The following is a 21,292-nucleotide window of genomic DNA, read 5'->3' as shown; positions in this document are numbered from 1 at the left end:
GGAAACCGCAATTTCATGACCATCGACGCCGTTCTTCTCGCCCGTTTTGCCAAAATCGTCGGTGAACGCCACGCCCTGACCGCTGCGGACGAAATAGCGCCTTATGAAGAAGAGCCGCGCGGGCTTTTTCGGGGAAAGACACCGATGGTGCTGCGCCCCGGCTCGGTGGACGAGGTGAGTGCAATCCTGAAGCTTGCCAGCGAAACCGGTACGGCGATCGTTCCGCAGGGCGGGAATACGGGCCTTGTGGGCGGCCAGATGCCTGACGGCGAAGGCAACGAAATCGTGTTGTCGCTTTCGCGTCTCAACAGGATCCGCGAAATCGATCTGCAGTCCAACACGGCGACGGTGGAGGCCGGCGTGGTGTTGCAGGTGCTGCAGGATGCGGCTGCCGAAAAGGACCGCCTGTTTCCCCTGTCGCTTGGTTCGCAGGGCTCCTGCCAGATCGGCGGCAATCTTTCGTCCAATGCTGGTGGCGTGGGCGCGCTGGCCTATGGCACGGCGCGCGACCTTTGCCTCGGTGTCGAGGTCGTTCTGCCCACGGGCGAGGTCTTTGACGATCTGCGCAAGCTCAAGAAGGACAACACTGGCTACGATTTGAAAGACCTGTTCGTGGGCGGGGAGGGCACGCTGGGCGTGGTCACGGCGGCGGTGGTAAAGCTCTTTCCCATGCCCAAGGGGCGGGAACTGGCCTGGGCAGCGCTGCCGACGCCTGCCGATGCGCTGCGCTTTTTCGAGCTGGCCAATGACCGCGCCGGCAATGGCCTGACGGCCTTCGAGCTCATCGAGCGCACGCCGCTTGCCTTCACGCTGGCGCATGTGCCGGGTTCTGTCGATCCGCTTGCCGAGGCGCATCCCTGGTATGTGATGATTGAGATCTCCTCCGGGCGTTCCGGTGATGATGCCAAGGAGCTGATGGAGGAAGTGCTGACGGTCGCCTTCGAGGAAGGGCTGGTGGTGGACGCCGCGATTGCCCAGAACGAGGGGCAGGCCAATGCCTTCCGCCATCTGCGCGAATCCATGTCGGAGGCGCAGAAGCCGGAAGGCGGCTCGATCAAGCACGACATTTCCGTGCCGGTGGCTGCGATCCCCGAATTCATCGAGCGTGCGGGTGACGAGGCGCAGAAGGTCGCGCCGGGCTGCCGCGTGGTCTGTTTCGGCCATATGGGCGACGGCAATCTGCACTACAACATCTCGCAGCCGAAGGATGGCGACCGCGACGCCTATCTCGCCCTCTACCGGAAGATGAACGACGCCATCCACGCCATCGTGCGCGATCTCGGCGGGTCTTTTTCGGCCGAACACGGCATCGGGCGCATGAAGCGGGACGAGCTGATCGCCACGCAACCCGCCATCGCCACGGAGCTGATGCGCCGGGTGAAGGCAGCGTTTGACCCGGCGGGCATCATGAACCCGCGCAAGGTGATCTGAATTCAAAAGCGTTGGGCGGGGTGCGCAACGCGCCTTGCGCTCCGGCATCTTCGTAGCGGGGTTGCGCCATTTACCTCCCGGTCACGCCTCTTGCCAGATCGTTACACCTGGTTGGAAATCGCTAACCAACTGTAAGGTCAGCAAAATTTAACCGACTTTCTAAGCCTGACGGTAACGGGCTCGGCGCTAGGGTGCCTTCCATAACGAGGCCGAAAACGGCCCGGTGAGAGAACCGGAAAACCGGCTCTCAGGAGTGACAGGAAGGCAAGAATATGAACAGTGGGCTCAAGCCAGTCTGGGCGGGCCGCGCAATGCGGCTCGACCCCTTTCGCCTGCCTCAGGCGGTGAGCTATGCATCGCACGACGATTTCGGCGAAGTGTCCTTTACCGTGGACAATCGCGGCGTGCGCATGAAGCGTGTTCTCAACAAGAGCGGTTTGCCGGTGACCTTCGCCTTGCCGACGCGCGCGTTTCGCGGCGTTGCGGCACGCGCCATCGAGGATGATCTGGGCGACGTGACGGTGACGCTCGAACTGCTTCACACGGATGCGATGCTGTGCGTGCCGCTTCTGGTGGCGGGCGATCTGGACGATGTGGCTGCCGACTGGCGGGCATGGTCGGAGGCGCTGGGCCTGCCCATGTTGATGGTCGAGGCCGACGGACTGGCTCGCCCGCTCGAAGAGAGCATTGGAGAGGTGAAGGCAAACCCGCCGAAGCACCGACGTCAGGGCCACGCGGTGCGGGCGCGCCGCCCGCGCTTCCTTGCACGCCGTCGATGCGGCAGCCTGGGTGTGCGCATGGTTGTTGGCGGAGCGGAGATTATCGCCCGCGACTGATCGCACCGGTCAGAACTGTGGGCTGATCACCGCCCACAGGCCGCCGCCGATCAGGCCGAGGAAGATCAGCCAGCCGACCACATTGTTGGAGCGGAAGAGCGCCAGACACTGATCCGGGTTGTCGATGTCGATGACCCGGATTTGCCGCGCCATATGGGCACCTGCTGCCACAAGACCGGCAAGTGCTGGCATCGGCACTTCGGCAAGCGCGAAGGCGACCGCAAAGAACAGAAGCGCGCCGCCATAAAGCGCGATCAGCCATTGGCGCGTCCGGTCACCGAACAGGCGTGCGGTGGAACGAACGCCGACGATGGCGTCGTCTTCCTTGTCCTGATGCGCGTAGATCGTGTCATAGCCGATGACCCACAGGATCGAACCGAAATAGAGAAGGACCGGAGCGAGCGACAGGCTCTCGAAGTCCGCTGCCCAGCCCATCAGCGCGCCCCAGGAAAAGGCAAGCCCCAGAAAGAGTTGCGGCCAGTCCGTGAATCTCTTCGCGAAGGGGTAGATTGCCACGACGATGAGCGAGGCAAAGCCGAGCGCGATGGCGAAGGCATTGAATTGAACGAGCACCAGAAGCCCGAGCAGCGCCTGCGCCAGAAGGAATGCCCATGCCTGACCGCGCGACACCTGACCCGAGGGCAGGGGGCGCGAGCGGGTGCGCTCGACCGCATTGTCGATGCGCTCATCCACCAGATCATTGTAGGTGCAGCCGGCCCCGCGCATGGCGATGGCGCCGACGAGAAAAAGCAAAATGTGCCAGATGGAGGGAAGGACCTCGGCAAGCGGCGCGCCGGGCTGCGCATAGGCCGATGCGGCAAGGGCCGTGGACCAGAGGCAGGGCCACAGAAGCAACTGCCAGCCGATGGGGCGGTCCCAGCGGGCAAGCTGCGCATAGGGCCACATGCCGCGCGGCATGGCGCGATAGACCCAGTGTCCGGAAGGGGCATCGGCAACGCGGCCCTGACCTTTGCGCGACTGGATCTTTTCCATGGCGAACATGTCCGTTTTCGTGGGTCCTTCCTGCAGGGAGTGGCAAGCCCGCCTCTCCACGTCAAGCGTTTCTGTCGGGGAACGGCGGACAAGCGCCTTGATTTTCGGCGCGAAGGGCCATAGCCCGAGGCAGTGATTGAACAAGCGGGGATGCGCACGATGAATGTTCTCCTGATCGGGTCCGGTGGCCGCGAGCATGCGCTGGCCTGGAAGCTGGCTGCATCGCCCGTTCTGACGAAGCTTTATGCCGCGCCCGGTAATCCCGGCATGGCAGCGGATGCCGAGTGTGTCGCGCTCGATGTTTCCGATCACGCTGCGGTTGTCGCTTTCTGCAGGGAAAAGGCGATAGACCTTGTTGTGGTCGGGCCGGAAGCGCCGCTTGTGGCGGGGCTTGCCGATGCGCTGAACGATGCGGGCATCCGTGTTTTTGGCCCGAGTGCGGCGGCAGCCCGGCTTGAAGGCTCGAAGAGCTTCACCAAGGAACTCTGCGACCGCTACGCGATACCCACGGCAGCCTATGGCCGGTTCGACAACGCGCTGGCCGCACGCGACTATGTGCGCGAGCAGGGCGCGCCCATCGTCATCAAGGCGGACGGGCTTGCTGCCGGCAAGGGCGTGACCGTGGCCATGACGGAGGATGAGGCCATCGCGGCCATCGACGACTGCTTTGACGGCAGCTTCGGCGAGGCGGGCGCTTCGGTCGTGGTGGAGGAGTTTCTGGAGGGCGAGGAGGCGAGCTTTTTCTGCCTGTGTGATGGCAGGACGGCGCTGCCCTTCGGCACTGCGCAGGACCACAAGCGCGTGGGCGATGGCGACACGGGGCCGAATACGGGCGGCATGGGAGCTTATTCACCGGCGCCTGTGCTGGACGAGGCAACGCTTGCCCGCACCATGGCAGAGATCATTGAGCCGACGCTGAAGGGTATGGCGGAGATGGGCACGCCCTTCACCGGCGTTCTCTATGCCGGGCTGATGCTGACGAAGGACGGCCCCAAGCTCATCGAATACAATGTGCGCTTTGGCGATCCGGAATGCCAGGTGCTGATGATGCGGCTCAAGGAAGATCTCCTGCTTCTGATCAATGCTGCTGTGGACGGGCAACTGGCGCATGTCTCGGCCCGTTGGCGCGACGAGGCGGCGCTGACGGTGGTGCTGGCCGCAAAAGGCTATCCGGCGAGCCCCGAAAAGGGCACCGTGATCGGCGGACTGGACGCGGCGGGTACGGCTGACGGTGTCGAAATCTTTCACGCCGGCACCGCGATGAAGGACGGCGCGCTGGTGGCCAATGGCGGACGGGTGCTGAATGTCACCGCACTGGGCGGCTCGGTGAAAGAGGCGCAGGAAAAGGCTTACCGAGCGGTCGATCTGATCGACTGGCCGGAAGGGTTCTGCCGCCGCGATATCGGCTGGCGCGCGGTGGAGCGCGAAGGCTGAGACCGGAGCGGCGCGGCGCTCCTCGACATCCGTGTGTCATCTGCCCTGGTTAGATGCACGACCGACCGTCCGAATGGAACGCCATGACGCATATCATCTTTCTTCACGGAGCGTCGAGCAGCGGCAAGTCGACGCTTGCTCGGGCGCTGCAAGCGAAGATCGAGTTGCCGTTCTGGCATATTTCGATTGATCATTTGCGCGATGCCGGTGTCTTGCCATCGGAGCGTTTCCGGCGCGGCGATTTCGACTGGCCGGCACTCAGGCCAGCCTTCTTTGAGGGATTTCACAGGTCGCTGGCTGCCTATGCCGGCGCGGGAAACAACCTGATCCTCGAGCACATCCTTGACGATGAGAGATGGCTGCCCGGGTTGCAGTCTTTGTTCTCGCCGTTCGATGTGTACTTCATAGGTGTTCACTGCCCCTTGCCTGTGCTGATCGAACGGGAGGCAGGGCGGGGAGACCGGCCTCAAGGCAGCGCACGGCGTGATTTTGAAACCATCCATGCCGGAAAGACTTACGATCTGGAAGTTCAATCGCTGGACGGTGTTTCCCTCAACACCGAACGCATCCTGAACGGCTGGAGAACGGGACGGCGGGACTCGGACTTCTCAAGAAGTGCTGGCGCCGCCTGAGAGCGCTCAGTCCTCGAAGAGATGCGCCATCTCGAAGGGATCGGGAGTGGGTTTTTCAGGGACGGTGCCGTCAGCCATCCGCTTTTTATAGTGGATGAGCGAACACTCGATGGAACAGAGAATGCCTCGATCCGTCCAGTAGGCCGGGCCGTTTTCGATCAGGCCTTCATGATAGGCAAAGCTCGGCGTTCCGAACATTTTTCCGCATTCGATGCAGCGGTTCTTTTCCGGTCTTGCAAGCATTGAGGTTCCTTCCTTTGGAGGGTTTCTATCCTTCGGGCGGGAGGCCTGCAAGGTTTTCAACATTGACGTTTACGTAAAAAGAAACTAGCAATCTTGCGCCAAGGTATGATGGCGGGGGTGTGGTCGAGCGGGTAGGTTTGGGCCCCGGGCGCACGCTGGACATTATGGCGCGCGCCGCACTTCCAGGCGCTGGCGGGACATCAGGAGGATTGCAGCATGTATCGAGCCCCGGTCGACGAAATCGCGTTCACTTTGAAACATGTCACCGGGTTTGGTGCCGATCTGGATGCTGGCCGGTTTGGCGATCTCTCCGAAGATCTTGTCGATGCGATCATTGGCGAAGCCGGGCGCTTTGCGGCGGAGGAAATCGCGCCGCTTGCGAAAGTGGGCGACGAAAAGGGGGCGGTCTTAAAGGACGGCACCGTCACCACACCGCCGGGCTGGGCCGATCTCTACCGGCGCTGGTGCGAGGGCGGATGGAACGGCCTTGCAGCGCCGGAAGAATTTGGCGGGCAGGGCCTGCCAACGCTGCTTTCGGTTGCGGCCATCGAGATGTGGAACTCCGGCTCCATGGCCTTTGCAATCGGTCCGACATTGACGGTTGGCGCCATTGAGGCGCTGGAAAAGCACGCGACGCCGGAACTGCAAAAGACCTATCTTGAAAAGCTCGTCTCGGGCGAATGGATGGGCACGATGAATTTGACGGAGCCGCAGGCCGGGTCCGATCTCAATGCGCTCAAGGCGCGCGCGGAACCGGTGGGCGACGGCACCTATCGCATCTTCGGTCAAAAAATCTTCATCACCTATGGTGAGCACGATTTCACCGACAACATCGTGCATCTGGTACTGGCAAGGCTGCCGGATGCGCCGGCGGGAACGAAGGGCATTTCGCTGTTTCTCGTGCCAAAGTTTTTCGTCAATGACGACGGATCGTTGGGTGCGCGCAACGATGTCTTCTGCGCTTCCATGGAGCACAAGCTGGGCATTCATGCCTCGCCCACCTGCACCATGATCTATGGCGACGGCAAGTTCGGCGAGACGCCGGGTGCTGTCGGCTGGCTGATCGGTGAGGAAAACCGGGGTCTCGCCTGCATGTTCACCATGATGAACAACGCCCGGCTTGCGGTCGGAATGCAGGGTGTGGGGATTGCCGAGGCGGCAACGCAGAAGGCGATTGCTTATGCGCAGGAGCGCCGGCAGGGTCGCGCCGCCGGTGCGCCCAAGGATGGCGGAATGAGCCCGATCGTCGAGCATCCCGACATCAAGCGCACGCTTTTGACCATGAAGGCCGAGACACAGATGGCGCGCGCGATCACCTATGCCTGTGCCTATGCCATCGACCGGGCGCGGCTTGGCGAGGGCGACGAAGCGACAGCCTGGCAGGCGCGCGCGGATATTCTGACCCCCATGGCGAAGGCCTTTTCCACCGATGTGGGCGTGGAGGTCGCTTCGCTTGGCCTGCAGGTTCACGGCGGCATGGGCTATGTGGAGGAGACGGGGGCTGCCGCGCTTTACCGGGATGCGCGGATCGCGCCGATCTATGAGGGCACCAATGGCATTCAGGCGATCGATCTCGTCATGCGCAAGCTGCCGCTTCAGGGGGGTGAGGCGGTGGCGGGTCTGATCGGCGAGTTACGCGCGGACCAGACGGCGGTTGCCGAAGCATCCGGTCTGGGTGCGACCGGTGAGAAGCTTGCAAACGCGCTCGATGATCTCGAGGCGGCGACCGCATTCATGACCGGTGCTTTGGCCGAGGGGCGGGTGAACGAGGCGCTTGCGGGTGCGACGCCCTATCTCCGCCTTTTCTCGCTCGTCATCGGCGTGGCCTTCAATGCGCGGGCTGTTGCCGGCAACGAAAACCCCGGGCATGCCGCGCTGGTACGCTTCATGGCGGAGAACCTGCTTGGTGAAACGGGCGCACTGAGGCAGAGAGTGACGGAGGGGGCGGCCAGCCTCGGCGCAGCGGCCGAAGCCCTGCTTTCGGCCTGAGGAGACGATCATGAGCGAGCATGTTCTCATTGAGCGGCGCGGTGCGGTGCAGGTCATCCGTCTCAATCGCCCGGAGAAGAAGAATGCCATCACCCGTGCCATGTATGCGGCAATGGCCGGGGCGCTGAAGGCGGGTGACGCGGATGATGCGGTGCGCTGCCATGTGCTTCTGGGCCAGCCAGGCGCGTTTTCGGCGGGCAATGATCTTGCCGATTTCATGGCCGTGGCCGCCGGCGGCGAAGGCGGCGAGGAGGTGTATGATTTTCTTCTGGCGCTGGCCGGGGCGGAAAAGCCGCTGGTTTCGGGCGTGGACGGGATTGCGGTGGGGATCGGCACGACGATCCACATGCATTGCGACCTGACTTTCGCCACACCGACAACGGTGTTTTCAACGCCGTTTGTGGATCTGGGTCTCGTGCCGGAGGCGGGGTCGAGCCTGCTTGGGCCGGCAATCATGGGGCATCAGCGCGCCTTTGCGCTGCTTGTCGCGGCTGAAGGGTTGCCGGCACAGGATGCCTGCGCAGCAGGCTTAATCCACCGTGTGGTTGGGCAGGATGAACTCGAGGATGCGGTTTTCAAGGCGGCAGAGGCGCTTGCCGCAAAACCGCCCGAGGCTTTGCGCATTGCCCGCAATCTGTTGCGCGGGCCGCGCGACGATGTTGTCGCGCGCATTCGCGAAGAGGGCGAGCATTTTCGCGCGCGTCTGAAATCGGATGAAGCGCGGGCCGCCTTCATGGCTTTTATGAGCCGCAAATAGGGTGGGGCGAGGGGCGTTGGACGCCTCGACCAGTGATGCAAGCGCCTGCCCCTCATCCCCCTGCCGGGACCTTCTCCCCGCTCGCGGGGAGAAGGAGGCCGTGATTGAGGGCGGTTGTCTTACGGATAAAGCCGCTCGGTCTGCCAGCCTCCCTTTTCGTCGCGGGTGAAGACCACGCGGTCGTGGAGGCGGAAGGGGCGGTCGTGCCAGAATTCGATGGTTTGCGGAACGATCCGGAAGCCCGACCAGTGCGAAGGGCGCGGGATCGTGCCGACGGCGAATTTTGCCGTGTATTCGGCAACCGCTTTTTCCAGCGCGAACCGGCTTTCAAGCGGTCGCGACTGTTTTGAGGCCCAGGCCCCGATACGGCTGCCGCGTGGACGCGACGCATAGTATTCGTCGGCCTCGGCATCGCTCACAACTTCGACCGGCCCGCGAATGCGCACCTGCCGGCGCAGGCTCTTCCAGTGAAAGCACATGGCCGCTTTCTTTGCGCTCAGGACTTCCTGTCCCTTGGCGCTCTCGAAATTTGTGTAGAACACGAAGCCGCGCTCATCGAAGCCTTTCAGGAGCACCATGCGCACATTGGGCATTCCATCTGGATCGACGGTCGCCAGAGCCAGCGCATTGGGATCGTTGGGCTCGGATTTGGTGGCATCTTCAAGCCATTCGGCAAAGAGCCGGAAAGGCTCTTCACGCTCCGTGAAGTCACCGGATTTTAACGTCTCGTCAATCATACTGGCTGCCTGTTCACTTGTTCTACGGGGAGAATGCCGATTGTCGGGGGCAACGCAAGCGCCAGTTCGGGGTGTGGCCTTGGCTCTACGTCTTTCCCGGCGTCTTTTTTCCCCCGTGGCGGTCGCCCTTCTTGCCGGTTGCAGCGTGTCGGCCCTGGATCTGAAGGAGCCGGGCATCGATCCCTCGGTTGTTACCGGTTCGATTGCCCCTGCGCCGGAAGCGCCCCCGCCTGCAGGCCTGCCAGTGGGAACGGATGCGATGCTGCATGCGATGGTTGCGGAAATGGGGGAAATGCTCGACGGCGCGCCGCCGCTCTCCTGGGCCGATGAGGAAAACGGTGTGCGTGGTGTGATCTCTCACATATATGATGACGGGACGTGCCGGCGCTTCGTGACCACGCGCGAAAGTTTCGACGGGATAAGCCTTTATCGCGGCACCGCGTGCCCAAGCCCTGAATTCGGGTGGCAGATTCAGGCCTTTGAAGCGGTTTGACGAACGAAACCGGTGGAAGGTCTGGAATTTCTTCCTAACCGAACGCATATAGTGAACAACATCCCGAATTCACGAGCGTTTTGCCCTATAATGGGGAACGATCAGGAACAGAGTTGCACATGCGCAATCCATATGACGTTTTGGGCGTGGCCAAAAACGCCTCGTCCAAGGAGATAAAATCGGCTTACCGAAAGCTGGCGAAGCAATATCATCCGGATCAGAAGCCGGACGATCCGAAGGCCAAGGAACGCTTTGCCGAGATCGGGCAGGCCTATGAGATACTGGGCGACGAGAAGCAGCGCGGCGCTTTCGACCGCGGCGAGATCGATGCCGAGGGCAAACCCCGTTTTGCTGGTTTTGAAGGCGCCGGTGCAGGGGGCGACCCGTTTGCGGGCTTCCGCCGTTCCGGCCGTGGCGGGCCCGGAGCTCAGCATTTCGAGTTCAGAAGCGGCGGTCCCGATGGTGCCGGCTTCAGCGGTGCGGACATTTTCAGCCAGATTTTCGGCGACGCCTTCTCTCAGGGCGGCCCTGCAGGGCATGCCGGGCAGGGGCGCCGTACGGCTGGCGGCACCAGACGTCCTACTGGCATGGGCGATCTGAACGCCACGCTGGATGTCGACATCGAGGACGTGGCAAAGGCTTCCAAGGTGACGGCGATTTTCCCGGGTGGACGGCGCATCGCGGTCAAGCTGCCACGTTATGTGGAGGATGGGCAGACCATCCGCCTCAAGGGGCAGGGCGAGGAGACGCCGTTCGGCGAGCGCGGCGATGCGCTGGTCAAGCTGCGTTTCAGGACGCATCCGCGCTACCGGGTCGAGGGGCGCGATCTGCATGTGGACCTGCCGGTGAGCCTGCGCGATGCGGTTCTGGGCGCGAAAGTGCCTGTCGAAACGCCGACCGGAAGGCTGGCGCTGACGGTTCCGGCGTGGACGAGCTCGGGCAAGGCGATGCGCCTCAAGGGACGTGGGCTGCCGCGCAAGACTGAGGGCAATGGCGATCTCTACGCCCATGTCCAGATCATGCTGCCGGAGGGCGGAGACCCTGCTCTGGAGGCATTGTTCCGCCAATCTGCTTGATGCCTTGGCCGGGCTGTGCGATAGGGCTGCCGGTTTATCGCATTGCGCGACCGGAGAATCGCCGGCACGTGCGGGTGCAGAACACAGGATGATGAAGCGCCGCGCCTTCAGGTGAAAGCATGACGCTTCGGCAATTGAATTCGGAGAACCATTCCATGACAAATGGCAATGGCCTGATGGCCGGAAAGCGCGGACTCATTCTGGGGGTCGCCAACAACCGCTCGATCGCCTGGGGGATCGCCAAGGCATGCGCCAATGCGGGTGCGGAACTGGCGCTCACCTATCAGGGCGACGCGCTTAAGAAACGGGTTGAACCGCTGGCTGAAGAACTCGGCGCGATTGTCGCCGGCCATTGCGATGTGACCGACATGGACAGCGTCGATGCGGTGTTCAAGAAGCTCGAGAAGGAGTGGGGCAGGCTGGACTTCCTGGTTCATGCCGTCGCATTCTCCGACAAGGACGAGTTGACCGGCCGTTATGTCGACACGAGCCGCGACAATTTCCTGCGCAGCATGGATATTTCGGTCTACTCGCTGACGGCGCTTGCAAAGCGCGCCGAGCCGCTGATGAGCGATGGCGGGTCGATCCTGACGCTGACCTATTACGGCGCCGAGAAGGTGATGCCGCACTACAATGTCATGGGTGTCGCCAAAGCGGCGCTCGAGGCGAGCGTGCGTTATCTGGCGGTCGATCTTGGCGGCGGCAACATCCGCGTCAACGCGATTTCGGCAGGTCCCATCAAGACGCTTGCCGCTTCCGGCATCGGCGATTTCCGCTATATCCTGCGCTGGAACGAGTACAACTCGCCCCTGAAGCGCGTTGTCACCACGGACGAAGTGGGCGATTCCGCACTTTACTTGCTCTCGCATCTTTCGCGCGGCGTGACCGGCGAAGTGCTGCATGTGGATTCAGGCTACCATGTCGTCGGCATGAAGGCGGTTGATGCGCCGGACATTTCCGTCGTGACGGAGTAGGCACGAAGGCGCATTGTGCTCCCATTATTGTACATCATTCGCCACGGCCAGACTGCGTGGAACGCCGAAGAGCGTCTGCAGGGGCAGGCCGATACTGACATAAATGCGGTTGGCCAGGTGCAGGCCGACCGCAACGGCATTCGCCTTGCCGATCTTCTGAACCATGATGCTGACGGCTTCGATTTCGTTGCGAGCCCGCTGCGGCGCACGCGTGAGACCATGGAGCGCGTGCGTGCAGGGCTCGGTCTGCCGCGAGAAGGCTATCGGACCGACCCGAGGCTGATGGAACTGAATTTTGGTGACTGGCAGGGTTTTACCTATGCCGAGCTGGAAGCCGCCAACCCGGGTTGCACGGCAGGACGCTCCAACGACAAATGGGGCTTTGTGCCGCCGGGCGAAGCAGCCGAGAGCTATGAAATGCTCGCCGAGCGCATAAAACCCTGGCTGGAAGAGGTGGAACACCCCACGGTCTGCGTCACCCATGGCGGGGTTATCCGGTCGCTGCTTTATCTGACGGGGCATGCATCAAGCAACGAGGCGGCAGCGCTTGCCATCCCGCAGGACAGGATTCTGCGGTTTGACAAGGGCGCGGCGGACTGGCTCTGAAGGCTATTCGGGCAACAGCATGTCGGTGATCTGCTTCACGCCGTCCTCGACTTCGCGGTAGGCGAGAATGACGCTCATGCCAGGCTCGATGGCGGAGACGTCCATTTCGCTCGGCAGCTTGTAGGTTTGCCCATTGTCCAGCGTGATGGTCAGCTTTTCCGGGTCGACATTGGCGACTTTGCCCTCTGTATCCAGGGCAAAGGCGGAGGAAACGAGCATGAGTAAGCCCATAAGGGCGGCGAAAAGGCGCATTCCGTACCTCTCGGATTTCGACTTGAGCGCCAGCTTTCGTGGCGCAGATTCGAGCAATTTCTTAAACCACCTAAATGTGTCAAAACTTGCGCATTAAGCAATCCGGTTTGACCACATTCGCAAAGGCCAATAGAAGCGGAGCGACCGGCCAGCGGCAGCAGCACAATGGTCGCCCTGTCTGATTTGTGGAATCCTGCATTCATGTCTCACAACACCTTCGGCCACCTGTTTCGTGTCACCACCTGGGGCGAGAGCCATGGCCCGGCTATCGGCTGTGTGGTGGACGGATGCCCGCCCGGCGTTCGTTTCACGCAGGCCGACATCCAGGCTGAGCTCGACAGGCGGCGGCCAGGGCAGTCGCGCTTCGTCACGCAGCGGCGGGAGCCGGACGAAGTGAAGATCCTGTCGGGCGTGCTGCCGGACGAGGATGGCGAAACGCTGATCACCACGGGAACCCCGGTTTCCATGCTGATCGAGAATGTCGATCAGCGCTCCAAGGATTACGGCGAGATCGCAAAACGCTATCGGCCGGGGCATGCCGACTACACCTATGAGACCAAATACGGTCTGCGCGACTATCGCGGTGGCGGGCGCTCTTCGGCGCGCGAGACGGCAACGCGGGTTGCTGCCGGCGCGCTTGCCCGCAAGGTGGTGCCGGGCATGACTGTGCGTGCCGCACTGGTTGCCATGGGCGAGAAGGAAATCGACCGGGCGAACTGGACCTGGGATTTCATCGGTGATGCGGAAAACCCGTTCTTCACGCCGGACCCGAAGTCCGTTCCGGTCTTTACCGAATATCTCGATGGCATTCGCAAGGCCGGCTCCTCGGTGGGGGCGGTCATTGAGGTGGTGGCGGAAGGGGTGCCGGCGGGGCTCGGTGCGCCGGTCTATGCCAAGCTCGATCAGGATATCTGCGCCAATCTCATGTCGATCAACGCCGTCAAGGGCGTTGAGATCGGCAACGGTTTCGAGGCGGCGCGCATTACCGGCGAGGAAAACGCCGACGAGATGAGGATGGGCAATGACGGCACGCCGCGTTTCCTGAGCAACAATGCTGGCGGCATTCTGGGCGGCATCTCCACCGGTGAGCCCATCGTCGCGCGCTTTGCCGTCAAGCCGACCTCGTCGATCCTGACGCCGCGCCAGAGCATCGACAGGGATGGCAATGAGGTCGACGTTCTGACCAAGGGCAGGCACGACCCGTGTGTGGGCATCCGCGCCGTGCCGATCGCCGAGGCAATGGTTGCCTGCGCGATTGCCGATCATTATCTGCGCCACCGCGGCCAGACCGGCCGCATCTGACGGAGTTTTTTGCATGCCCTATGACCAGAAGAAGGTCGTTGAAGCCCTGCGCGCCTTTGAGAAGGGCGAGATGGTCGTCGTCATGGACGATGACGGACGCGAGAACGAGGGCGACATCATCGTTGCGGCGGTGCACTGTACGCCGGAAAAGATGGCGTTCATCGTGCGTCACACATCGGGCATCGTCTGCGCGCCCATGCCGCATGGCGAGGCACGGCGGCTGAACCTGGCGCCCATGGTGGCCGAGAACGATGCGCCGCATGCGACGGCGTTCACTGTCAGCGTCGATTTCAAACATGGCACCACGACCGGCATTTCCGCCGAGGATCGCACACTGACGGTGCGCAATCTGGCGAACCCGAATGTGGGGCCGGGTGATTTCGTGCGTCCGGGCCACATCTTCCCGCTGGTTGCGCGCGAGGGCGGGGTGCTGATGCGCTCGGGCCACACGGAGGCTGCCGTCGATCTGTGCAAGCTCGCCGGGCTACCTCCCATCGGCGTCATCTGCGAGCTGGTGAACGATGACGGCACCGTGATGCGCGGACCGCAGGTTTCGGCCTTTGCGGAAAAGAACGGGCTGTTGCAGGTGTCGGTTGCCGATCTCATCGCCTATCGCCAGCGGCAGGAAACGCTGGTCGAGCGGGTGGCGAGTTTTGACATCGACACGCCAAGCGGACCGGCAAAAGCGCATGCCTACACGCTTCCCTGGGAAGTGATGCAGCATGTGGCAATCGTCTTCGGCGACATTCGTGACGGGGTGGATATCCCCGTCAGGCTCCACACCGAGGATGTCATGGCGGATGTGTTCGGCAGGGAGGAGCGCCTGCGCGAGGCGATGAACCGCATGGCCGGCCTTGGCCGTGGCGTTCTGGTCTATCTGCGCGAAGGTTCGGTGGGCGTTGCCCATGAGAATCGGCGGCGCCCGGCCGGCAGCGATCGCGAGGACCATGACGAGGCGCTGCGGCGGGAAAGCGAGTGGCGCGAGATCGGCCTCGGGGCACAGATACTCAAGGATCTCGGCATTTCCTCCATCAAGCTGATGGCCTCGCGTGAGCGCCACTATGTCGGGCTTGAAGGCTTCGGCATCGAGATCGCCTCGACCGATATCGTTTGAACCCGGTGAAACAGGTCCGGCTCATCCGGACCTGTCTCCCGTCTGCGCCAGCCGGTTTTACTCGGCTGGCTGGAACGCCGCGTCAGCCGTGGTGCGACGCTCGCCGGCGAGGCTTCTCTGGCCGAGCAGAACCGTCAACAGGGCCGAAAAACCAGCCGCCACCGAGACCCAGAAGCCATTCTGCGGCCCGAATGCATCGATCACCCAGCCGGCAACAAACGAGCCGAGCGCCATGCCGATGCCGATACCGGTCATGACCCAGGTAATGCCTTCCGTCAGCATGGCCGGAGACACGCGGCGCTCGATCACGCCGAATGCGGTGATGAAGGTGGGCGAGACGGCAAGGCCGCTGACGAACACCGCCACGGCGAGCAGGGGCACTGTGTCGGCGAAGAGAAGCGGCAGCGTCGTGAAGGCGATGACGGCCACCGCAATGGCGAGCTGGCGCTGCAGGGGCATTTTGAGGTTAAGTGCGCCGATGACGATGCCGATCAGGAACGAGCCAACGGCGTAGACGCCGATGACGAGGCTGGCGGCACCTGGCTGGCCGAGGGCCTTGGTGATGGCCACGGAGCTGACTTCAGCCGTGGCGAAGATGGCGCCGACGAAGATCAGGGCAAGTGTGACGATCTGGACCGAGCGCAGGCGGATCGCGGAATGCGCCGGCCCGTCTCCGGCGGGGCGTATGCCCGGTTCGGTGGAGCGCTGCAGCACGAAGGCCGCCGTGCCGAAGGCAAGGAAGAGCGTGCTGGCGAGCATCCCGGCTTCCGGGAAGAACGAGACGCTCAGGCCCACCGAGAGCGATGCGCCGGCGATATAGACCAGCTCGTCGGCGACTGATTCGAAGGCGAAGGCCGTGTTGAGTTCCGGGCGGCCGTGGAAGATTTCCGTCCAGCGGGAGCGCACCATGGCCGGGATGCTGGGCATGGTTGCTGCGCCTAGGGCGGCGGCAAACAGCGTCCATAATGGCCAGTCGCGGTTTGCCGCGACAATGAGCGCCAGAAACGCGATGACTGAAATCGTTGCAAACGGCGTCAGCACGGCGCTCTGGCCGCGCCGGTCGACGAGGCGGGAGATCTGCGGCGCGACAAAGGCATTGGTCAGGGCGAAGGTGGCGGAGACGGCACCGGCGAGCCAGTATTCGCCATGGGTCTGCGACAGCATGGCGACAATGCCGATCGGCGCCATGGCAATGGGCAGGCGGGCGAAGAAACCGGCAGCCGCGAAGCCTTTGGCACCCGGTGCCTTGAAGATCTGGCGATAGGGGTTAGGCATTGGAGTGATCCTTGATACGGGGTCGGGAGTGTTTTACATACGCGGCGTATGCGGGTTAGATAATTACATACGCAGCGTATGTCAATTGATATACGTCACGTATGTGAATGGAGACTGGAATGGCGCATAAACCGCGCAGTGAAATGATCGCTGAAACCAGAGCCAAGCTCGTCGCCGCCGCGCGGGAGGCCTTTGGCCGGGTCGGCTATGCGAATGCCTCAATGGACGATTTCACCGCAGGAGCTGGCCTGACGCGCGGGGCGCTCTACCACCATTTCGGTGGAAAGCAGGGACTTCTGGAAGCGGTCATCACGCAGATCGATGCGGAAATGACGGCGCGGCTGAACGGTGTGTCGGCGCGCTTTTCAGATCCCTGGCAGGGGTTCGTGGAGGAGTGCGTTGGCTATATCGAGATGGCGCTGGAGCCTGAAATCCAGCGCATCATGCTGCTGGATGGGCCGGCGGTTCTGGGCAATCCGTTCAACTGGCCCAACCAGCCAGGCTGCATCCGTTCCCTGACGAACAGTCTCAAAAGGCTTGTCGCGGACGGGCAGGCTGATGTGGCCGATCCGGAAGCCACGGCGCGACTTGTCAGCGGCGCGAGCCTCCATGCATCGCTCTGGATCGCCAATTCGGATGATCCCGAGGCGACATCGAAGCGCGCCGTCGCCGCTTTCAAGCGCCTGCTCGAAGGTCTGCGCACAGGCGTCCCTTCCTCCGGTTGACAATCCGGCCGCATCGTTCATCCTCCCCGGGAAACGGCAGGAGAGCTGTTCGCAGGGGGCTTTTCCATGTGGGATTTCGATATTGGCAGGACGCTGGCGATCATGGGCCGGACATGGCCTTTCATCGTGCTGCGAATGCTGGTCTATTTCGGCATTACGACGGCCTATATCTTTGCCACCGGAACGGGGGCGGGCGTCGGCTACGGTGTGGGCCATATCTCGAGCGATCCTGGCGGTCCCGGTACATTTGCGCTCTGGGGAGGCATTGTCGGCTTCGGGCTGGTTTCCGCAATCGTCTACTGGATTCGCGAATACATCCTCTACATCGTCAAGGCCGGCCATATCGCGGTGATGGTGCATCTGATCGACGGGAGGGATGTGCCCGATGGCAGGAGCCAGATCACCTATGCGCGTCAGGAAGTGACGGCGCGTTTTGCCGAGGCGAATGTGCTTTTCGTTCTCGATCAGCTCGTAAAGGGCGTGATTCGTGTCCTGACCGGACTTCTGGGCGGGATTGCCGGCTTTCTGCCCATTCCCGGCCTCGACACACTCATGCGTTTCGTCAACACGGTGATCCGCATTGCACTGACCTACGTGGATGAGATCATTCTCGGCTATAATATCCGCATCGGTTCCAGCACACCGTTCGAGACCGCGCGGCAGGGCGTGGTGCTCTATGCCCAGAATGGCAGGACCATGCTGAAAAATGCCGTCTGGCTGGCGCTCTTCATGTGGCTTCTGACCTTTGTCGTCTTCCTCGTCATGCTGGCACCGGCCGCAGCGATCCTCTACGCCATGCCGGGGCAATTGGCGGGCTGGGCCTTTGTGCTGGCCATTGTCTTTGCATGGGCGGTGAAGGCTGCGCTCATCGAGCCCTTTGCCATTGCTGCGCTCATGTCCGTCTACTTCAGGGTTATCGAGGGACAGACACCCAATCGCGAATGGGATGAGCGGCTGAGCAGTGCATCAAGGCAGTTCCGCGAATTGAAGGAACGGGCGTTGGAAACCGTGGGTGTCCCTTCACGTGCAACGCCGGCAAAACCAGCCGAGTGAAACCCTGTTGACATGCGGGCAAAGCGCGACAACCCGTCATGGCCAAGCCATGGTTTGGCCACTACACTTATGGGATGAGAACCCGCTTCTACACACACCCGATCTGCCGTGAGCACCTCACGCCGCTCGGCCATCCCGAGCGGCCCGATCGCCTGCGGGTGATCGTCGACCGGCTGGATGACGAGCCCTTCGCCTATCTCGAACGGCTTGAGGCACCGCTGGCTGATGAAGAGACGGTGCTTCTGGCGCACCCGGCCGAGCATCTCGACAAGGTGAAGGCCAGCATCCCGAATGAGGGGCTGGCCGTGATCGATGGTGACACGACCGTTAGCCCGAAGAGCCTGGAAGCCGCGCTGACGGCCATAGGCGGGGCACTGGCCGGCGTGGACGACGTGTTTGCAGGCGAGGTCGGTAACGTTTTCGTCGCGGGGCGTCCGCCCGGCCATCATGCCGAGAAGAACCGGGCCATGGGCTTTTGCCTCTTCAACAATGCTGCCATTGCAGCCCGCCACGCGCAGAAGAAACACGGTGCAGAACGTGTCGCCATCGTCGACTGGGATGTGCATCACGGCAATGGAACCCAGGACATCTTCTGGGACGATCCGAGCGTGCTCTACTGCTCCACGCATCAGATGCCGCTTTACCCGGGCACGGGAGCAGCCCATGAAACGGGCGCCGGCAACATCGTCAACGCGCCGCTGCCTGCAGGCTCCGGTTCCGAGGCTTTCCGCGAGGCGTTTGACGGAAAGGTGCTGCCGGCCATCGACCGGTTTGCGCCCGACCTGATCATCATCTCCGCCGGTTTCGATGCACACCGCCGCGACCCGCTGGCGGAACTCAATCTGGAAGCCGATGATTTCGACTGGGCGACCGGCGTTCTGATGGAGCGGGCCGACCGTTTGTCACAGGGGCGGGTTGTCAGCCTGCTTGAAGGTGGGTACGACCTGCAGGGGCTTTCCGTGTCGGTCGCTGCGCATGTCGGCCGTTTGTTGAAGGGATAAGAGATGGCCGAAGAAGCCAACAGCGACATCAAGGGCATGAGCTTCGAGCAGGCGCTCGAGGCGCTGGAGAAGATCGTTGAGGATCTCGAGCGTGGCGATGTGCCGCTCGACCAGTCGATCAGGATTTATGAGCGCGGCGAGGCGCTGAAGAAGCATTGCGATCAGCTCCTGAAGTCTGCCGAGGACAAGGTGGAGAAGATCCGCCTGTCGCGTGAAGGCCAGGCCGCCGGCAGCGAGCCGCTCGACGAGGGCTGAGCCCGAAATAATTCCGGGGCCCGCAACCTCTGTACATTTGTTTGTGCGGAGGTTGTTTTGTATTCGTGGTTCGAAAATCAGGTTCCGGTGAAACTGTACTGTTTCATCGCATTGCGTTTACTTTGCGTGGCCGAAGCCCTATGTCGAAGTGATGCAAACAGCCGAGGTGACGCGCGTGAAATCGCCGCCCGATACACCCCTTCTTGATACGGTCGGCACGCCCGCCGACCTGAAGCGCCTTTCACAGGACGACCTTCCCCAGCTTGCAGACGAGCTGCGCGCGGAACTGATCGATGCGGTTTCGAAAACCGGCGGTCATCTGGGTGCCGGGCTTGGCGTGGTCGAACTGACTGTGGCGCTGCACTATGTATTCGACACACCGGACGACCGGCTGATCTGGGACGTGGGCCACCAGGCCTATCCGCACAAGATCCTCACCGGGCGGCGCGACCGCATCCGCACGCTGCGCCAGGAAGGGGGGCTCTACGGCTTCACCAAGCGGTCGGAAAGCGAATACGATCCGTTCGGAACCGCGCATTCCTCCACGTCCATCTCGGCCGGCCTCGGCATGGCCGTTGCCCATGGGCTCGCAGGGGAAAAGCGCAATGTCATTGCGGTGATCGGCGACGGCGCCATGTCGGCCGGCATGGCCTATGAGGCGATGAACAATGCCGGTGCGCTCGATGCGCGGCTCATCGTCATTTTGAACGACAACGACATGTCGATTGCGCCGCCGCAGGGCGCGATGAGCGCCTATCTGGCGCGTCTCGCCTCCGGACGCACCTATCAGGGCGTGCGCGATTTCGGCAAGAAGCTGACCTCCTATCTCGGCGAGGGTGTCGACCGCGCCATCACGCGCGCCGTGGAGCACGCGCGCGGCTATGTGACCGGCGGCACGCTGTTTGAGGAAATGGGGTTCTTCCATATCGGTCCCATTGACGGGCACAATCTAAAGCACCTCGTTCCGGTTCTGAAGAATGTGCGCGACAACGGAAACGGGCCGGTGCTCATCCATGTGGTGACGAAGAAGGGCAAGGGCTATCCACCAGCCGAAGCCGCTGCCGACAAGTATCACGGCGTCAACAAGTTTGACGTCATCACCGGCGCGCAGGCCAAGGCACCTGCCAATGCGCCGAGTTACACCAAGGTTTTCGCCCAGTCGCTCATCCAGGAAGCGCGCGAGGACGAGCGGGTCGTCGCCGTGACGGCTGCCATGCCCTCGGGCACCGGGCTCGACCTGTTTGAGAAGGAATTTCCGGAGCGGACCTTCGATGTGGGCATTGCCGAGCAGCACGCGGTTACATTCGCTGCCGGTCTCGCAACCGAGGGCCTGCGCCCGTTTGCGGCGATCTATTCAACCTTTCTGCAGCGCGGCTATGACCAGGTGGTGCATGACGTGGCACTGCAGAACCTGCCGGTGCGTTTTGCCATCGACCGGGCGGGGTTTGTGGGCGCGGATGGCCCAACCCATTGCGGCGCGTTCGACATCACCTATCTGGCCAGCCTGCCGAATTTCGTCGTGATGGCGGCTGCCGACGAGGCGGAGCTGCGGCACATGGTGCGCACCGCCGTCGAGCACGATCAAGGCCCCATAGCCTTCCGCTATCCGCGTGGCAATGGCGTTGGTGTCGAGATGCCGGAACGCGGCGAAGTGCTGGAACTCGGCAGGGGACGGGTGATGCGCGAAGGCTCCAAAGTGGCGCTTCTCTCGTTTGGTAGCAGGCTGGAAGACTGTTTGAAAGCGGCCGACGAACTGGATGCGGCTGGGCTCTCGACCACGGTTGCCGATGCGCGGTTTGCAAAGCCGCTTGATCGGGAATTGATCAGGCGGCTGGCGCTGGAACACGAGGTGCTGATCACCATTGAAGAAGGTGCGATTGGCGGCTTCGGCTCGCATGTGCTCAATTTCCTGGCGCATGAGGGCCTGCTTGAAAGCGGCGTGAAGGTGCGGCCCATGGCCATGCCCGACCGTTTCGTCAACCACGCAAAGCCCGAGCGCATGGTGGAGGATGCCGGGCTCGATGCGGGCGCGATTGTGCGCACGGTGTTTGCGGCCTTGGGCCAGCGTGCGGAAAGCGCAGCGCGTGCCTGACCGCGTTCAACCGCTTCCGCAG

General features: G+C 62.5%; 22 protein-coding genes. 17 read left to right on the top strand and 5 right to left on the bottom strand.

Features of this window, described 5'->3' with window-relative positions; translation table 11 throughout:
• The first annotated feature begins 15 nt into the window (after positions 1-15).
• Both AC07E3_RS10980 and AC07E3_RS10975 read left to right on the top strand, forming a co-directional pair.
• Entirely contained in the window at positions 16-1,431 is a 1,416-nt protein-coding gene (locus tag AC07E3_RS10980) for an FAD-binding oxidoreductase (RefSeq protein WP_478361863.1), read from the top strand.
• A gap of 272 nt (positions 1,432-1,703) precedes the next feature.
• On the top strand, positions 1,704-2,267 hold the full coding sequence (locus AC07E3_RS10975; protein ID WP_478361861.1) for a DUF6101 family protein: 564 nt from the start codon (positions 1,704-1,706) through the stop codon (positions 2,265-2,267).
• Between the two features lie 9 nt (positions 2,268-2,276).
• On the opposite strand, the gene ubiA is transcribed toward AC07E3_RS10975, so the two are convergent.
• Positions 2,277-3,260, bottom strand: a complete 984-nt coding sequence (gene ubiA, locus AC07E3_RS10970; protein ID WP_336067584.1) for a 4-hydroxybenzoate octaprenyltransferase — start codon at positions 3,258-3,260, stop codon at positions 2,277-2,279.
• A gap of 159 nt (positions 3,261-3,419) precedes the next feature.
• On the opposite strand from ubiA, the gene purD reads away from it, so the two are divergent.
• Together purD and AC07E3_RS10960 are read left to right on the top strand one after the other, a co-directional pair.
• The gene (gene purD / locus AC07E3_RS10965) at positions 3,420-4,694 is read left to right on the top strand and encodes a phosphoribosylamine--glycine ligase (protein ID WP_478361858.1); all 1,275 of its coding nucleotides are present in this window, start codon (positions 3,420-3,422) and stop codon (positions 4,692-4,694) included.
• 83 nt (positions 4,695-4,777) lie between these two features.
• Entirely contained in the window at positions 4,778-5,326 is a 549-nt protein-coding gene (locus AC07E3_RS10960) for a chloramphenicol phosphotransferase CPT family protein (protein WP_349366585.1), read from the top strand.
• Between the two features lie 6 nt (positions 5,327-5,332).
• Here the strand turns inward: AC07E3_RS10960 and AC07E3_RS10955 are convergent, their stop codons facing one another.
• On the bottom strand, positions 5,333-5,569 hold the full coding sequence (locus tag AC07E3_RS10955; protein ID WP_478361856.1) for a hypothetical protein: 237 nt from the start codon (positions 5,567-5,569) through the stop codon (positions 5,333-5,335).
• A gap of 216 nt (positions 5,570-5,785) precedes the next feature.
• Between AC07E3_RS10955 and AC07E3_RS10950 the strand changes: the two genes are divergently transcribed.
• Both AC07E3_RS10950 and AC07E3_RS10945 read left to right on the top strand, forming a co-directional pair.
• Positions 5,786-7,558: an acyl-CoA dehydrogenase gene (locus tag AC07E3_RS10950; RefSeq protein ID WP_478361854.1), complete on the top strand. Its 1,773-nt coding sequence runs from the start codon at positions 5,786-5,788 to the stop codon at positions 7,556-7,558.
• Between the two features lie 10 nt (positions 7,559-7,568).
• The gene (locus AC07E3_RS10945; RefSeq protein ID WP_478361852.1) at positions 7,569-8,315 is read left to right on the top strand and encodes a crotonase/enoyl-CoA hydratase family protein; all 747 of its coding nucleotides are present in this window, start codon (positions 7,569-7,571) and stop codon (positions 8,313-8,315) included.
• A 119-nt stretch (positions 8,316-8,434) separates the two neighbouring features.
• Here the strand turns inward: AC07E3_RS10945 and pdxH are convergent, their stop codons facing one another.
• Positions 8,435-9,052: a pyridoxamine 5'-phosphate oxidase gene (gene pdxH, locus AC07E3_RS10940; protein WP_336066099.1), complete on the bottom strand. Its 618-nt coding sequence runs from the start codon at positions 9,050-9,052 to the stop codon at positions 8,435-8,437.
• Between the two features lie 79 nt (positions 9,053-9,131).
• Here pdxH and AC07E3_RS10935 point away from each other — a divergent pair, with 79 nt between their 5' ends.
• From AC07E3_RS10935 to AC07E3_RS10920, 4 genes are all read left to right on the top strand, one after another.
• Complete coding sequence (locus tag AC07E3_RS10935; RefSeq protein ID WP_478361850.1) at positions 9,132-9,545, top strand: RT0821/Lpp0805 family surface protein; 414 nt, start codon at positions 9,132-9,134, stop codon at positions 9,543-9,545.
• A gap of 119 nt (positions 9,546-9,664) precedes the next feature.
• Positions 9,665-10,621 (top strand): DnaJ C-terminal domain-containing protein, encoded by a 957-nt coding sequence (locus AC07E3_RS10930; RefSeq protein WP_478361848.1) that lies wholly within the window; start codon positions 9,665-9,667, stop codon positions 10,619-10,621.
• A 155-nt stretch (positions 10,622-10,776) separates the two neighbouring features.
• Positions 10,777-11,595, top strand: a complete 819-nt coding sequence (gene fabI / locus AC07E3_RS10925; protein WP_478361846.1) for an enoyl-ACP reductase FabI — start codon at positions 10,777-10,779, stop codon at positions 11,593-11,595.
• A gap of 15 nt (positions 11,596-11,610) precedes the next feature.
• On the top strand, positions 11,611-12,201 hold the full coding sequence (locus AC07E3_RS10920; protein WP_478361844.1) for a histidine phosphatase family protein: 591 nt from the start codon (positions 11,611-11,613) through the stop codon (positions 12,199-12,201).
• Between the two features lie 3 nt (positions 12,202-12,204).
• Here AC07E3_RS10920 and AC07E3_RS10915 read toward each other — a convergent pair whose 3' ends face one another.
• Positions 12,205-12,453, bottom strand: a complete 249-nt coding sequence (locus AC07E3_RS10915) for a DUF1344 domain-containing protein (RefSeq protein ID WP_478361842.1) — start codon at positions 12,451-12,453, stop codon at positions 12,205-12,207.
• A 201-nt stretch (positions 12,454-12,654) separates the two neighbouring features.
• Between AC07E3_RS10915 and aroC the strand changes: the two genes are divergently transcribed.
• A complete protein-coding gene (aroC, locus tag AC07E3_RS10910) occupies positions 12,655-13,755 on the top strand; it encodes a chorismate synthase (RefSeq protein ID WP_478361840.1) in 1,101 nt (366 codons plus the stop codon).
• Positions 13,756-13,768: 13 nt separating this feature from the next.
• Entirely contained in the window at positions 13,769-14,869 is a 1,101-nt protein-coding gene (gene ribB, locus AC07E3_RS10905; protein WP_223005056.1) for a 3,4-dihydroxy-2-butanone-4-phosphate synthase, read from the top strand.
• Between the two features lie 57 nt (positions 14,870-14,926).
• Here the strand turns inward: ribB and AC07E3_RS10900 are convergent, their stop codons facing one another.
• Positions 14,927-16,144 carry an MFS transporter gene (locus tag AC07E3_RS10900; RefSeq protein WP_478361838.1) on the bottom strand — a complete coding sequence of 406 codons (1,218 nt, stop codon included), beginning with the start codon at positions 16,142-16,144 and terminating at the stop codon, positions 14,927-14,929.
• A gap of 119 nt (positions 16,145-16,263) precedes the next feature.
• Here AC07E3_RS10900 and AC07E3_RS10895 point away from each other — a divergent pair, with 119 nt between their 5' ends.
• The 5 genes from AC07E3_RS10895 (at position 16,264) to dxs (ending at position 21,270) form a co-directional block, all read left to right on the top strand.
• Positions 16,264-16,869, top strand: a complete 606-nt coding sequence (locus AC07E3_RS10895; protein ID WP_478361836.1) for a TetR/AcrR family transcriptional regulator — start codon at positions 16,264-16,266, stop codon at positions 16,867-16,869.
• A gap of 66 nt (positions 16,870-16,935) precedes the next feature.
• Positions 16,936-17,922, top strand: coding sequence for a hypothetical protein (locus AC07E3_RS10890; RefSeq protein ID WP_478361834.1), 987 nt, complete (start codon positions 16,936-16,938; stop codon positions 17,920-17,922).
• A gap of 74 nt (positions 17,923-17,996) precedes the next feature.
• Complete coding sequence (locus AC07E3_RS10885) at positions 17,997-18,923, top strand: histone deacetylase family protein (protein ID WP_478361996.1); 927 nt, start codon at positions 17,997-17,999, stop codon at positions 18,921-18,923.
• Positions 18,924-18,926: 3 nt separating this feature from the next.
• The gene (locus AC07E3_RS10880; RefSeq protein WP_025029491.1) at positions 18,927-19,178 is read left to right on the top strand and encodes an exodeoxyribonuclease VII small subunit; all 252 of its coding nucleotides are present in this window, start codon (positions 18,927-18,929) and stop codon (positions 19,176-19,178) included.
• Between the two features lie 175 nt (positions 19,179-19,353).
• Positions 19,354-21,270 carry a 1-deoxy-D-xylulose-5-phosphate synthase gene (dxs, locus tag AC07E3_RS10875; RefSeq protein WP_478361832.1) on the top strand — a complete coding sequence of 639 codons (1,917 nt, stop codon included), beginning with the start codon at positions 19,354-19,356 and terminating at the stop codon, positions 21,268-21,270.
• The last annotated feature ends 22 nt before the right edge of the window (positions 21,271-21,292 follow it).

The sequence above is a fragment of the Nitratireductor lacus genome (assembly GCF_056431025.1).
This window is presented reverse-complemented; position numbering and strand designations above follow the sequence as displayed.

Coding starts and splice junctions, on each gene's coding strand:
- AC07E3_RS10980 (WP_478361863.1), top strand. CDS start 16: ATGACCATCGACGCCGTTCTTCTCGCCCGTTTTGCCAAAATCGTCGGT.
- AC07E3_RS10975 (WP_478361861.1), top strand. CDS start 1,704: ATGAACAGTGGGCTCAAGCCAGTCTGGGCGGGCCGCGCAATGCGGCTC.
- ubiA (WP_336067584.1), bottom strand. CDS start 3,260: ATGGAAAAGATCCAGTCGCGCAAAGGTCAGGGCCGCGTTGCCGATGCC.
- purD (WP_478361858.1), top strand. CDS start 3,420: ATGAATGTTCTCCTGATCGGGTCCGGTGGCCGCGAGCATGCGCTGGCC.
- AC07E3_RS10960 (WP_349366585.1), top strand. CDS start 4,778: ATGACGCATATCATCTTTCTTCACGGAGCGTCGAGCAGCGGCAAGTCG.
- AC07E3_RS10955 (WP_478361856.1), bottom strand. CDS start 5,569: ATGCTTGCAAGACCGGAAAAGAACCGCTGCATCGAATGCGGAAAAATG.
- AC07E3_RS10950 (WP_478361854.1), top strand. CDS start 5,786: ATGTATCGAGCCCCGGTCGACGAAATCGCGTTCACTTTGAAACATGTC.
- AC07E3_RS10945 (WP_478361852.1), top strand. CDS start 7,569: ATGAGCGAGCATGTTCTCATTGAGCGGCGCGGTGCGGTGCAGGTCATC.
- pdxH (WP_336066099.1), bottom strand. CDS start 9,052: ATGATTGACGAGACGTTAAAATCCGGTGACTTCACGGAGCGTGAAGAG.
- AC07E3_RS10930 (WP_478361848.1), top strand. CDS start 9,665: ATGCGCAATCCATATGACGTTTTGGGCGTGGCCAAAAACGCCTCGTCC.
- fabI (WP_478361846.1), top strand. CDS start 10,777: ATGACAAATGGCAATGGCCTGATGGCCGGAAAGCGCGGACTCATTCTG.
- AC07E3_RS10915 (WP_478361842.1), bottom strand. CDS start 12,453: ATGCGCCTTTTCGCCGCCCTTATGGGCTTACTCATGCTCGTTTCCTCC.
- aroC (WP_478361840.1), top strand. CDS start 12,655: ATGTCTCACAACACCTTCGGCCACCTGTTTCGTGTCACCACCTGGGGC.
- ribB (WP_223005056.1), top strand. CDS start 13,769: ATGCCCTATGACCAGAAGAAGGTCGTTGAAGCCCTGCGCGCCTTTGAG.
- AC07E3_RS10900 (WP_478361838.1), bottom strand. CDS start 16,144: ATGCCTAACCCCTATCGCCAGATCTTCAAGGCACCGGGTGCCAAAGGC.
- AC07E3_RS10895 (WP_478361836.1), top strand. CDS start 16,264: ATGGCGCATAAACCGCGCAGTGAAATGATCGCTGAAACCAGAGCCAAG.
- AC07E3_RS10890 (WP_478361834.1), top strand. CDS start 16,936: ATGTGGGATTTCGATATTGGCAGGACGCTGGCGATCATGGGCCGGACA.
- AC07E3_RS10885 (WP_478361996.1), top strand. CDS start 17,997: ATGAGAACCCGCTTCTACACACACCCGATCTGCCGTGAGCACCTCACG.
- AC07E3_RS10880 (WP_025029491.1), top strand. CDS start 18,927: ATGGCCGAAGAAGCCAACAGCGACATCAAGGGCATGAGCTTCGAGCAG.